Origin of the sequence: Rubritalea marina DSM 17716, assembly GCF_000378105.1 — a bacterium.
GTDB lineage: Bacteria > Verrucomicrobiota > Verrucomicrobiia > Verrucomicrobiales > Akkermansiaceae > Rubritalea > Rubritalea marina.
Genome location: NZ_KB899264.1, coordinates 22,512 through 34,867, shown reverse-complemented (window position 1 = coordinate 34,867; position 12,356 = coordinate 22,512). Strand labels below are relative to the sequence as shown.

The 12,356-nt window shown below is 52.1% G+C and carries 6 protein-coding genes; 2 read left to right on the top strand and 4 right to left on the bottom strand.

Annotated elements, in window-relative coordinates; all coding sequences use genetic code 11:
• Positions 1 to 975, top strand: coding sequence for a hypothetical protein (locus F454_RS0112140; protein WP_018970929.1), 975 nt, complete (start codon positions 1 to 3; stop codon positions 973 to 975).
• A gap of 69 nt (positions 976 to 1,044) precedes the next feature.
• On the top strand, positions 1,045 to 1,599 hold the full coding sequence (locus tag F454_RS0112135) for a hypothetical protein (RefSeq protein WP_156817271.1): 555 nt from the start codon (positions 1,045 to 1,047) through the stop codon (positions 1,597 to 1,599).
• A 124-nt stretch (positions 1,600 to 1,723) separates the two neighbouring features.
• On the opposite strand, the gene F454_RS0112130 is transcribed toward F454_RS0112135, so the two are convergent.
• The 4 genes from F454_RS0112130 to F454_RS0112115 form a co-directional block, all read right to left on the bottom strand.
• On the bottom strand, positions 1,724 to 2,665 hold the full coding sequence (locus tag F454_RS0112130) for a hypothetical protein (RefSeq protein ID WP_018970927.1): 942 nt from the start codon (positions 2,663 to 2,665) through the stop codon (positions 1,724 to 1,726).
• A 393-nt stretch (positions 2,666 to 3,058) separates the two neighbouring features.
• Positions 3,059 to 4,129, bottom strand: a complete 1,071-nt coding sequence (locus F454_RS0112125; RefSeq protein ID WP_018970926.1) for a glycosyl hydrolase family 17 protein — start codon at positions 4,127 to 4,129, stop codon at positions 3,059 to 3,061.
• Between the two features lie 41 nt (positions 4,130 to 4,170).
• Positions 4,171 to 8,820 (bottom strand): contractile injection system tape measure protein, encoded by a 4,650-nt coding sequence (locus F454_RS0112120; protein ID WP_018970925.1) that lies wholly within the window; start codon positions 8,818 to 8,820, stop codon positions 4,171 to 4,173.
• Positions 8,813 to 12,355 (bottom strand): hypothetical protein, encoded by a 3,543-nt coding sequence (locus F454_RS0112115; RefSeq protein WP_020684024.1) that lies wholly within the window; start codon positions 12,353 to 12,355, stop codon positions 8,813 to 8,815. Before F454_RS0112115 ends, F454_RS0112120 begins: the two co-directional genes overlap by 8 nt.
• Position 12,356 lies beyond the last annotated feature (1 nt).

Sequence of the window (12,356 nt, the reverse complement as noted above, 5' to 3'; positions counted from 1 at the left end):
ATGCATCATCAAGTAGAGAAATATCAAGAAAGAAGTCCAAGGGTACAGATTAACACTGCTTCTCAGAACAAAGCGCTAGTGATACAAAATTTTCTAGATAACCGTTCAGCAGACGTTTTGGAGAAAGGAGTACGTTTACCATCTTCAACAATTCAACTTCGTCCACTGAATGTAGCTGAATTGAAAAATTTAGAGGTAGCAAAAAAAGAATTTGAGGACCTTAAAATACGTAAATCAGCACTGGCTGACGCCTTAAGAAAGCGTGGAGGCTTCGGAAATTATTTAGGGTACTTTCAAGATCGAGGTTGGGCGCATGCAACTGAAGAAATTAAAATGCTAGATACAAACTTTGAAGAAATGAACGACTTATCCCGTCGAGCGATAACTAATAGTAAAGTATGTAAAACCTTTATATCTAAGGTCAATTTCTTTACTAAATCAGGTGGAATGAACCGATTTAATAACATCTTTAGTTCTGCAGAAAAGGGGTTGTTATCCAAAGAGCGAAATGATCCCACTCAGTTTACTAAAATGGATGAGATTCATTTTAGGGATTACATGGCCAAATCTAAACCTGCAATAACAGTTCTTCGAGGTGATGGAAGAGACGTTACACCTGATAGTTTCAAAGACCTACCTTTTACCAATATCCCAGCTGGAGGGACGTCGGATATTTCATTTGCTGGAGTTGTTGAACATACTCATACCAATACACTTAAAAACGGTATGGTTTCTTGTACAACGGATTTTGACACAGCACTCCACTTTGCTACTGAGAAGCACGAATATGGAGTGGTTTGGGAGTTGGAGTTAGATAAGTACATTCATGTGGCTGATCTTTTGAAAACTCGGAACTTTAAAAATAGATTTCCCCAACAATTTGAAGTGCTTCATCCTGGCTCGATACCCAAGAGTAAAATTAAATCAGCAACCCTTTATAAAAAGAATGTGCCAGTTGAAAAGCGAACAAGTTGAAATATATTTTATATATAGATGTTTGTTCTGGTGTGTTTAATTGTGTTTTTATTATGTTTAATGATGTAAGTGGATTGTGGATTTAGAGATATGTATGCGTGCGCTTATGAAAACAAAGAGAGAAACAGAGGGGCGGTCGGTCACTCTACTGTTCAGAAAAAAACTGAGGGAAAGCAAGGCTTTGGGTTTGTGAATAATCGCCCTGAATCTGTTGCTCAGAGAAAATTACAAGAATTGCCTAGTTCAGGTGATAAAGAAAGCTCTGAGCCAATCCAATATAAGGTCGTACAACTCTTAAGTTCTTTTGTAGACGCAATAGAGACAAAGCATTATCGGGATGATGGTCATGGTGTGGCAAAAGCTCAGTTGCTGGCTGCAGATGTTGGAAATACCATTTCCTCAAAAATCTACAATAAGCACAAAGCTAAAAAACACTCCGGTAAATGTGTGAGTCTGTTCCCAACCACAGTCAAAGGACAGACCATGGTAGTAGTTACCTATGCCGATTTAGAGAATGGGGTTTTGAAGTATGATACTGCCTACTTCAGCTCTTCACCTAGTAGTCCAGAGAGTAGTGCGATATCGTATCACCCAACATCTCCAGTGATCTCTTACAAGGCATGAGATACTTCTAGAAATTGAGGGAGGGATACATCATGAAACTTTTGTATAAAAGGGTGTTAGTAGTCTTTCACGCGAACGATACTGGATTAATTATCTCACTTAATCGAAAGACAAACCAACAAGCTTAGTCAACCTTCTTGCCAAGAAGCCTGCGTCGTTTGATATAGAGCTTGAGCTCGTCCATCTGGGTAAATCTCGCGGCTTTATCGATATTTCTGTCATCATCGATGTCTCTATTTTCGCCTTTACCGCTAACATCCGGTTTTGAATTTCTAGCAGCCCACGCGAACGTTGCGTAGGGGTGGAGCTGCATCAAGTGATTCATGAGGATTTTTATCTCTGTTCTTGCCTGCTGCTTCTTGCCTTTCGTCGCTGTTGGGGATTCGAGCGTGTTAAAATGTGCGATGGCTTCATCGTAGTATTTTTGATAGCTGCGTTTAGCCTTAGTGAGGCGTGCTTTCAATATGGTGTCTTTCCTCTGGCTCGAAGTGAGTTCCCCTTTGATCAAATTCCACCAATCTTTTGGGCTTTCGATTTGTTCTTTGAAACGTGAACGCTCCACTCTTTTTTGGGTAGTGGTGTGTAATGATTCATGGATTGCGGAATAACCTAAAGTATGAGGACCCTGCGGTACCCCATATTCGCTAATTGCATTGTCCACATGTGTATGTGTGTAGGTATAGAGTGTGGGAGGACGCCCTTTGGTAGAGGTCGGCACCGCTGATTCACGGTTTACAATGTTCTGAACTGCTCCATGTATTTGAGCCATTGACCATATTGCCTTCTTTTTAGCGATGTCTGTGACGATTCCTTTCACGCGTGTATCGTCGAGGTGGGGCCAGCGTTTCTTAATGGCGAGTATTAGTTCATTTTTGTTTGCAATAGCATCGCCGTTATTAAGACCTACACAGACAGTGTTGTAATTTACCTTTCTCTGAATCAGTGAATTGTATCGATTGTCGACAAAGTTAGAATGCTGATTCCTCGGTTGATTTTTTAGTGCCAGCTGGTTTAGGCCTATGAAGTGCTCTGGAGATTTAGTAGTATGAAGGTAGTGAGTATTCATTGCACATCGGTTCTAGGTAGAATCTAGCAGAAGGTATGTAATTGCTCTTAGGTCTAGCTTATTAAGTTTGGCGGGTGATTAAGGCAGTGAATTTTCTTGTAGCTTTTGTTTGAGTGTAGGATCTAGAGGTACATCACTGTATTGATCGAGGATTTGTATTGCCCACTTCCGCAGTTCTGATTTTTCAGGGTCAACGGGCTGTTGGCGAATGGTTACGGCCATACTCACATACTGTTCATGGATGCCTTCTTGTGTTTTTATCTGTTGGTAGATGTATCAAAAGTAGCCGAGTAGGAGAGGCATGAGGATGCTAGATATAGCAAGAATGGTTTGAGTCTTGGATGAGGTCTGTGTGGTGTCGTTCATGTTCAGGATCTTGCTTAGTGATGATCCTTATTTTACCCACTTGGGGATAGAAATGTTAGCTTTGAGTCCCTCAGGCTCGCCAGTGGTTTTATCACAGTCGTAGATCCCCATGGCTTGCTGGCCGGCTGGTTTCTTGGGTTCGTTAAAGCCTTCGAAGATAAAGAGTGGGATGCAGTTCCCGTGTGCGCTTCGTTGCGCTTCTAACCAGCCAAATAAATCGTTGATGTAGGTGGCTTCATCCGCTTCTTTTCCACTTTCAGCGGTGTAGCCGGTTTCTCCAACATAGATATCGATGTCGTAGGCCTTGCCTTCATTCGATTTGTGGGTGTCTGCGTTGTAGGCTTGGACACCTGCTAGATAGCCATCTAATCCGTTCTTATTACCGTTTGGGTCATAGATCCATTTCGGGTAGTGGTTGGCAAATAGGAAGGCTTGCCCGTGATTCCAGGTTGATTTCCAGTGTGCTGTCACCGTCGCCATTAGATTGTCGGAGGTACTATTGGCAAATGTTCCCCACTTGTTTGTGAGGGACATGTTGGAGAGGGAAATGGAGAGTGGGATACTTGAGTAATCGTCTGGGTGCGCAGAGAGCGCAGCGTAGAGATTATCCATGGCCTTGCCGAGTTCGTCTGGGGTGACAGAGGAGGTGTCGAGCTCATTGCCCAGAGTGATGACTTTGATCGTTTGCTTCAGCATCGCAGTGTCATTGAAGAAGCCCACGAGTGCATTGAGCCAAGCACTACAATATTTGGCTGCAGAATACGTGCCGTCACCATTGGCTAAGAGTGGTACCAAGCCGTTTGAGGTTCCCAGCGAGACTTCTACCGTAACGCCAGATTGATTCGAAGCGACAACGGCACTGAGTACGGACTGGGTAACGGGGTCGAGGTCGTTGTTGCTGACGATCTCAGTCCAGCCGCAGAGGCGGTACAAGTGGATGGTCGCAAAGTCAGGTAAAATGGTGTCGATTTGCTTGGTGACCATCGCTTCAGAGGAAGCTCCGGTGTACCAATTGGTGGCCCAGGCGTCGTAGTTGATACCGACGCGTTGGGTGAAAGGTGAGTGTTTGGGAACAGTGATGGTGGGTTTGTTTTGCATTGGGTTTACTGGTGTTGGGTGTTAGCTGAAAGAGTTGGGGATTATATCCACTCGACCCGGATGGCTTCGTGCATCCAGGGGAACTGGATTTTGGAGATGGCCCAGGGCAGGCTGGTGAGGAGCATGTCGTAGGGGCCGGAGTCGACGTGGAGGCTCCAGCCGTCTTCGTGGTGGTAGCGTAGGGAGCCGCTGCGTTTGACGAAGGTTTGAATCAGACCCTCGTGGGTGGTTTCGCCGATGGTGCTCCAGTGGTGGATGACGGCGCTCTTGAGGCCGGCGACGAGCTCAGGCCAGGAGGAATCGGGCTCTACGGAGCGCGGCAGCGGTTGCTCGAGGGGGAGATTGCAGATGATGCGGTTGAGCAAAAGCTCTGGCTCGTGCGCCTTGTATTCTCCAGTGATCACGTGCTGCAGGAGGAACACCGCCTGAATAGCGTGCTCTGTGCTAGGGAAATTGCGGTGTTCTAGCAAGCCAGCGCGGTCGACAAGCATTTCGATGTAGGGGGCAAAAAGTGCTAGCCCCGCATTCTCGATTTTCCATACTTCACTCTCCACATCGGTGACCACGGGGGCGGGAGTCTCGCTTGATTCTCTAGGCTGATTTGGCATGCTGATAGGTTCTGCTGGAATTTGTTCGAAGTGGGTTGGTACTGAGCCTGCTAGATTCGGCAATGAGATCGCTTGGTCGGGCAGCAAGCGATTTGCGGCTTGGTGGAGGGCGCGCAGCGAGCGTGGGTTTTCGAAACTGGGCGCGAGCTCTTGGATCGTCTGCCAATGTTGGGTGATCCAATCGCGGCGGTCGCCACCCTGAAGCTGCGCCACATGCTCGATCACGTCGCTGTGAAGGTTTTGCTGCGACTCCTGAAGCAGGCTCAAGGTGAGTGGGGAGAAATCGGCGCTCTCAGGCTCGGAGCGCGTAGCGACGAGGACGCGCTGCAAGTCTCGAATGAGTGAAATGGAGGCAGCAGGCATCTCGTGGCTTCGGACGATGGCGTCGAGCGAGGCTTGGCTACGTAAAGCTTCTGGCTCGTTTTCGACCAGGCCTTGTATAGCTCGACGCGCCGCGTCGAGGTCATGCCACTCTAGCGCAGTCGCTTTTTCCTCAGCTGCTTCGAGCTCCTGAAACAGCCACAGGTCAAGTTCGGTATCGCCAAGCTTAGGCCGCTTCACTTTGGTATCGAACAATTGGTAGAGGGTCGGAGTAGCTTCGAGCTCGAGTAGCTTGAAGTAATGCAGAAGTACTTCTCGCAGCTCGGACATGGGCTTCTCAATTAAGGCCTGGAGCGCGAGCATCCCAAGTTCCTGCTCGCTGCGGCGGGGAGCGAGGTCCGCCACACGTTGGACCGTTGCTTGGAGAATCGTTTGCAGGCGAGGCGCTAGCATGCCGGTTAGATCCATCTGCAGTCTTGCCGATAGGATTCGGCTACGCTCTAGGAAGGTGTCGGCATGAGTGATGACTTGCTGTCGCGCGTGTTGCGATTCGCTGTAGCTTAGCGCATGGATCGCCGCGTTGAGTTCGCGCTCCTCAGGTGTAGGCACTACCGGGTCCGTGAGGCTGAGCACGGTAATGAGTGCCGAGCTGCTAGAATCTGTTGGGAGGCTCCCTGTGAGTGAGTTTTGCTTGTTCGGAACATCTCCTGAAAGGCGTCGAAGAATGTCGAGCAACTCACCCTCTGGAAGAGCCTGAGTGTTCTTCGCTATGACCGAGTTGAGTATGGTTCCCGCATAGTTAGAAACGCTCTCACCCTCAGCATCCGCCAGTGATTCTAGTATGAGAAGCGCCAGTGACTCACTGTGATGGCCACTGCGGCGCTTGGCTGTCAGAGCAAGCAAGAGAGTCTCGGAGACGACAGCGTCGAGTTCCGACTGAGTCTCGATACCCGGCAGATGACTCGCTTCCTGCAAGGCGTCGAATTGCTCTAAGATCGCCAAGGTGCGCGTGGCAATCTGCGGGTAGATCGTGCGAATGAAGTCTCTGACTAAGGACATCGAGACGGATCGTAGCGATTGCGCAGCGTGCGTGCCGCTGAGGCTGGCCTCGCTGAGATGTTGGATCACCCTCAGCGGATCATCAGTCCAAAGCTTTTCCAACATCTGAGCCCACAGCTCGATCATGGCTTCCGTGTCGCTAGGCACCTCGAAGGGCTCCGCGCTCGGTGGTGTTTGCGTTGGGTCGATCGCCTCGATCGCCTCAGCGGAGCTCGGGCTCTCAGCTGCGGCGGTGGGTTCAGGCTCTGCGCTAGAAATGGAATGGACTAACTCCTTCCTCAGCTCGGCCTGCACGTCACAGACCTCCTCAGCCAATGACTCGAGTATCTGTTGTTCCATCTTTGCTTCGCCCTTGTCTCTAGCGAGTTCTAGCAGGTGCTGTAGCGCGCTTTGGAGAAACTCCGCTTCACTGAGCATGGGCGACTCGCCGTGTGCAGAGAGTATTGCCTTCCATCTTGGGTACACTTGCGGGATTGCTTGGCTCGGAGCGACGAGTTTAATCAAGCCGAGGGTGAGCGACTGCGGGAGGATGGCATCCTTCCAGACTCTGCTTTGAAACCAAGCTTGTTCGACTTGCTCTTTGAGAGCGCGCGGCGACTCACGCAAGGCCTGCTCGCCATGCTTTAACAAGGATTTCTGATCGATGCGATTACCCTGTTCCAGTTGCTCGATCAGCTCTTTTAGCAGCTCGATCGAACTTCTTTTTGTTTGAGTAGGCGTCGTTGCTGCCGCTGCTGTGACGTGCGGATCTAGTTGTTGTTCCAGCCATGGTTGGAACGATGCTCTCCAATCTTCATGAGTCACTGAGAGCTTCGTGCGTGTTGCCTCTAGCACCTCTTGCCAAGGAGATAGAGCCGACTGCAATTTCTTAGTTTGCTCGAGCATCCCCCGCATTAAGGTCGCGTAGAGCGTGCTAGGTGGAAGTGGTGCATTGAGGTTCTTGCCCTGCTTCAATGACCAAAGTTGGGGCAGGTATTCTTGATAGAAGTCTGCCTTATTTGGAGAAGCCTTGTTGAGAATCAGGGCTTGGATGCTCGTTGGGGCATCGAGGAAAGCCGACCAGGTGATACGATCTTCTAGCGCTCGCTTCACGTCCTCTGCGCGGACACTCTCTAGGTATTTTTGTAGCTCCGGTCGCGGGCTCGCTGCGGCGAGGTGCTGGAGCAGTGGTTTGGACGCTTGTTCATTCGGCTCGGCTGGGTCGTCGATCCGCTGGTGTATCGAGCGTAAGGGTTCAGGTAGTGGACTAATTGCGGTGAACGTTTCTAGCAGTTCTACCAAGGTAATTCCCCCAGCATTCGCGATGTCTTGATAGAGCGAGAGGAGAGCATCGTCTGCATCAATGCCCTCTGCTCCAGTCTCCTGATAGGTTTGCAGCGCGCGTTGCACGATGTCCTCAGCGATGGGGCGGCCAAGCGGCTGAAGTCTTCTCAATACTTGTTGCAGCTGCTTTAGCAAAGTTTCCTGCTCAGGGCTGAGTGTGGTCTTTTCATTCTGCTCTTCGAGTACTTCCTCGCTTACGCTACTTTCTTCATCTTCGACGCTGCTGCTTATTTTGTCTTCTGAGGGGCGGCGCTCCAGCCATGCTTGTACCTGCTCGACTAGGTCAGGGGCGAAGCTGCGTTGCTTCTGAGCGAGTGATCGACTGACCGAGTGGTAGAGCGATTTTCGGTCGACTCTGTGGTGGTTGGGGAAGGCGTCCAAGAGCGCGCTGAGATGATGGTGGCTATCCCCAGTTTCCAAGACTCTTAGGATGCTCAGGCTCCATAGGCTGTGTCGTGCGCTTCTCAGGTGCGATGCATGGTTCTGAAAACTTCCTTCTACCAGTTCCAAGGCAGCCAGTGTTTGTAGGATGAGTGCTTGCGATTGGTTGGGTGCGAGATAGCGTAGGAGGTCTTCTAATCCTTGCTTAGGGAGGCGATCGATGAGTGCACGGCGCAGGCTTGCAGAGCGCAGGTGATGTCGTAGTTCTTGGCGGATGCGTTCTTTAGAATGTGACTTTACCGCTGCTGTGATCATTGTCTGCAGCTGGCTCGGGTAGATGTTCTGCGGAGGGCGGATGAGGAAACTTCGCAGTGATTCAAGCGCGTTACCTTCGGGAGCTTCGAGCTCGCGCTCCAGTGTTTCGATCAACTCGCTGTACTTCTTGCCGCTCGATTGACGGCGAGCACGCTTGAAAAAGCGTTCGCGTTGCTTGGGGCTGAGGGCTTGGAGGAAGCGCGCTCGTAGCGAGGCTTGTTGGAGGCTCGACTCCAAGTATTCGAGCATGGCGAGTGGAGAGTCGTTGATGGCCTCGAGGAGCCAGTCGCCCAGAGAATGGGCCTGTGCATTCGGTGCCCACCAGGGGGTCGCCGCATTTTCTAGCAGATAGATGGCAGTGCGCAAGGTCTGCGATGGTGCAGCCCGTGATGGCGGGATCGATTCTATCTGAATCGCTTGGCGCAGCTGGGTGCGTATCGCTTCCACGGCTCGCTCGGGGAGCTCGGATTCGAGGTGGTCGATGTCGATGCTGCCGAGGTCGACTTCGAGGGTGTCTAGAGTGAAGTGTTGCCCCTGGCTCGCTTCGCTAAGGAGCTGGCTCATGCGCGGTTGAACGCGGTCCTTGAAGCTACGGCTTACCGTGTTCTGCAGCTCGTGGGTGTCGACCCCATCAGGCGTCTCCAACATAAAGCGCATGGTCTCGATCCGATGGTGCTCATCCATGGTTCTGGCGTGCGGTCTCCTCGAGGATCAAGTCTATGATCGGGCTACCTGCGGCGGACAACCACTCAGGTGTTGTCTGCGGGTTCTGGTAGAGGCATAGCCATGTCTCGTGGAGTGATAGGAATTGTTGGAACCACGGAAGGTCAACCCAGAGGATGTTCAAATAGATCCCACTCGGAGCCTCAGCTTGGATGAGTTCGGTCAGAGTCTGACGATAGCTGCTGTCTTGGAATGGCAATGGCCATTGCGGTAACAGGACCGTGGCCACCGAAGAATACGGATCCTTACTGAGGAAGCTTGGGACTGAGCTTAGTGTGGAATCGGTACCAGCGAGAGTGATTCCCCAGGCGTCTCCTTGGTGACTGCGCTGTGATACAGCATAACTCACCCAACTCTGGATGGCTTGCTCCGCGTCATCTGGAGAGTCGAAGCCCTGTGTGCTAGTGAGTGCGACCGGGTGGCTGGCCTCGCCATAGGAAATCTGTATCTGATAGAGGCCTGTATCAGCTGCTGGGCCAGTGACCTGGAACCTCAACCAATCTGGCTCCGTGCTGGCTGAATCCTGCTTTTGTGTAGCAAATGGTGGCAGGCAAGTGCTCTGATAGACTGCAGTTTTGGAGTTGTTATGGATCGACCAAGTGACGGTCTCTCGGTCGCCAATCGCGATTTGTTGGAGGGCATCTTGGCTGTAGCTTGCGTCACTCAGAGCCCACTGAGTGGAGTCAGCATTCTGGAGGTAGACCTTGCACTGTTTGTCCTGATCCGAGGGCCGCAGCAGGCAATGCTCGACGATGGTGACCTGGCGGCTGATGGCGTCGTATTTTGTGAAGACTTGGATCAGCGATTCGATCACTGGGGCGGCGCTGTCATCATCCGCGAAGGTTTGATTCAGCTGGCAAGGTTCGAGGAAGGTTCCGTCGGCAAGTGAACCCGCTAGGATGAGGCGGTGGGTTTGTTGCACCAAGAAGATGACTTGGAGAATGATATTCTGTTTTGCAGAGGCAGCCACTTGGTCTTTGTGCCAGTAGGGTTCCAGTGCCTTTTCCAGGTCCTTGAGCTGCGACTGCACATGCTCCAGCTGCAGCGAGGAGAGGTTGAGTGTGCATTGGCCCGAGTCGTTGTAGACTCGGAAAATGAAGCTGCCCCGATAGAGCGTAACAAGGATACTGTTTGGTGAAGCGGGGCTCTCTAGCAAGCTGGTGAGGTCTTGGTTGGCTTTGAGTTTTTTCGCAATCAAGGAGTAGCCTAACCATTGCTTTTGTTCACCCTCGCTGAGGGGGAGGTTCTTGCGGTCGAGTCGGTAGTTCTTCTTATCCAGCGCGACCGGCAGCATGGTGTTGAAATCGATCGGCTGTGACTGGCAATTGGTGAGGGTGTAGTGCGGCATCCAGGCTTGTAGCATGGAGATGTCCTTGAGATCCGCTTGGGCGAATAGGCCAAGGAAGATTCGATTCTGCTCGGTTAGAGGGTCGAAACCACAGAGGGTGTTGATGGTGTTGATCAGGCCCGAGAGATGCAGCGAAGGAGTGGCACTGCGGTAGTTCTGGGAGGTGCCACGCCGCCCACTCAAAGCAGGGAGTTGGGATAAGAATTGCTGGCGTATATCGACCCCTAGCTCGCGCTGATTTGGTGTTTGATAGAGTGCGTTGAGCTCATTGCTGAGGCCACGCCCAAAGCGTTTGAGCAGCATCTCTAGGAACTGGTTACGCCGGCGGACGAAGCTCGGTTTTCCTTCAATGATCGCGGTTGTTTGCTCGGCATAGCTTTCGAGATCCACCAGATCGTCGAGCTGATCGACCACGCGCTCCAGCCCTTGGAAGAAGCGGGTGGAGGTGACGTCTGGCGACCAGGAATACAGCTGGCCGGCGCAAGACAATTGGGTGAAGTAGTCGGCCAAGATTTGGTCAAAAATCAAGAGATAGGCTTGGAACTGACGGATCTCGGCAATACGTTCGCGCGAAGGTTCTGGCTCGCTCGGACCGTAGGGTTGCAGCTCGTAGATTCTTGGGAAATCCTCTTGAATCGTCTGGTAGTTTGCGGTGTCGCGGAACTGCCCGGCAGGGATTTCGAGATCGCGGCTGCGGGGGCTGAGTTTGGCTGCTGGCTCGCTGTAGATGAGGGTGTCGAAGGCGTATTGCAGCTGCTCTTCGGACAGCGTCAGGTTACAATGGTTGTGCTGTATGGGCCCGAGCACCGGAAGCTTGGAGGCGGGTACTACGGCTGCGTCGGTCCACTCGTAGTCATCGGGCGTTCTACCATTCGTACTGAAAGCGAAGTGCAGTTGGTTGATGTGCAAGATCCCCGGTAGGTGGCGGATCGCGTTGCTCAATTCGCTAGCTAACAAGAATGGCACACGTGGCGTGAGCTGAGCGTCATCAATGAACCCATGCTGCAGGCTCGGGCCGTTGAACACTGCATTGGTGTCGTTGGCCTGAAGCTCCATCATCTGCTCCAGACTGAGGAATTGGACTGCCGACGAGAGTGTCTGCTTCAGCGTGAATAGTGCCTGGGCTACGGTCTGTTCTTGGTCGGCACCTGGGGTGCATTGTAGGTCGAGTTTGAACAAGATAGGAACGGGCTCCAATAGGGTGACCTTGCGTAGGTCTCTGCCTAGGGGGCGGTGTTCCAGATAGAGCATTTCTGCTGCCGCTAGAGTGCTCTGTTGGAGCTCGGCCGCGCTGCGGATATTCTCGAGCACTGCGCGCAGCCCAAGTGGTAGCCAATGGTCGTCGGGTAGACGCTTGCTGAAGAATAAATTCTCTAGCAGCCCATAAAGTTGATCCATCCGTTGATCGCGTGAGCCGCCGTCAATCCCCTGCGGCAGGGTGAAGCAGCTTAGCTTGAGAGTGATCTCAGCCAGTTGATCGGGCAGCACGTGGAAGTAGGCATCGAGCGCAATCTTGAGGTCGGCCGCGTTGCGTGGCGGGAGTCCCCAGAGGTCAACCAAGAGGGTGACGAGGCTACGTGGGATGGGGATGGTCTCACCTTCAGGGACTGCAGCTAGAGTCTTGAGGTCCGCCTTGAGTTTTGTGGTCTCAGTCTCGTTGAGCTCGGTGCGCATCGCCTGATAGGAGGCGAGCCCCTTTTGCAGAGCATCACTCGGTGCAAGGGTGATGTCGATGAGCCCTTGGATGGCGCTGCCTTGGGCATCGCAGGGAGTCACCCAGGCATCGGCGATGCCGGGCAGGTCGATCATGACCTTGCGGAAATCTGTGAGAGTGACCGGGCTGGTGCTAAGGATCTCAGCGGCGCTGTAGAATTGGTCTGGGAAGTAATTCGTTCCACCATTGGCAGCGGGGCCGATGGTGAGGATGTCTTCGATCGGGAACTTACTACGGTACGATAGGTCGGTGGCCACCAAGGTCAGGATCTCGAGGATGGTGATCCCCGGGTCATGCTCGTTGTAGTCGGTCCATTGCTGTGAGCCGGACTCGATGATGCTGTCCAAGCCGAGTTGCTTGAGGATGCGAAAATTAAGCTCCTCTGGGAGTTGGCCGGGACCGCTGATGCTGGTGCTTGTGTTCGTGGTGACCATG

What these genes read in the sequence shown, in the direction of transcription:
- F454_RS0112140 (WP_018970929.1), top strand. Translation starts at nt 1, where the DNA reads ATGCATCATCAAGTAGAGAAATATCAAGAAAGAAGTCCAAGGGTACAG.
- F454_RS0112130 (WP_018970927.1), bottom strand. Translation starts at nt 2,665, where the DNA reads ATGAATACTCACTACCTTCATACTACTAAATCTCCAGAGCACTTCATA.
- F454_RS0112125 (WP_018970926.1), bottom strand. Translation starts at nt 4,129, where the DNA reads ATGCAAAACAAACCCACCATCACTGTTCCCAAACACTCACCTTTCACC.
- F454_RS0112120 (WP_018970925.1), bottom strand. Translation starts at nt 8,820, where the DNA reads ATGGATGAGCACCATCGGATCGAGACCATGCGCTTTATGTTGGAGACG.
- F454_RS0112115 (WP_020684024.1), bottom strand. Translation starts at nt 12,355, where the DNA reads ATGGTCACCACGAACACAAGCACCAGCATCAGCGGTCCCGGCCAACTC.